This window comes from Vibrio sp. 1249-1, assembly GCF_033340495.1.
The window spans coordinates 1-674 of record NZ_JAWOWJ010000598.1; the positions used below are offsets into that span (position 1 = coordinate 1).

The 674-nt window shown below is 47.3% G+C and carries 1 protein-coding gene; it reads left to right on the top strand.

The features are described from left to right. Positions 1–674 (top strand): DUF3541 domain-containing protein (locus R7Z50_RS27840; protein WP_318149798.1); only part of this gene is annotated, 674 nt, incomplete at both ends.

Consider the following 674-nt stretch of genomic DNA (forward strand, 5'->3'; position numbering starts at 1 on the left):
CACTTAATTACTCTCAATCAGCACAGCTGATTCGCGACACATACGAACGTGAGTTATTCACGCTTCCTCCTTTTAAGGAAGGCCACTTTGGGCTGCGTATGTTCCGCCAAACCTTAGATGAAAAATACTACGCAACCATTTGGACAGACATGGCTCAAGTCGCAAGCCGATTGAATCGCTTCGCGAATGACGTCGTCAAACCAGAAGACATCATTTTATATTCCTCTGAGCGGCTGACTCGCTACCAAGAAAAAGAGGACGAGCGCAGCCAACGTCGTTATACCGTAACAAAACATCACCCTGAGTATTTGTATCTTGGCGTCGATTTACTGGGCGCGATGGCGAGAGCAGATGAGTACGGCTTAAAGCACCAACAAGATAAAACACTGCGAGAAATCATTCGTCGTTACGATTTTACTCGCTACGCCACCGATAAAGAGATGATTGAAGCATGGGCGGCGCAGTTGGCAAAGCAGGTCTATTGGCTGCGTCAACTGGGTGAACAAGATGTGGTGAACGCGTTCATTGAAGCATTCCGAGCGACCTACCCCGACGACAATGATAAAAAGCTCTCTGCTCAGCAATACGGCAACAAAATCTATGGCATGACGCACATCATCTTTGCCGACTCTCAGTATTATCAAAAGCGCGTGAATGAAGCGGATCATCAATGG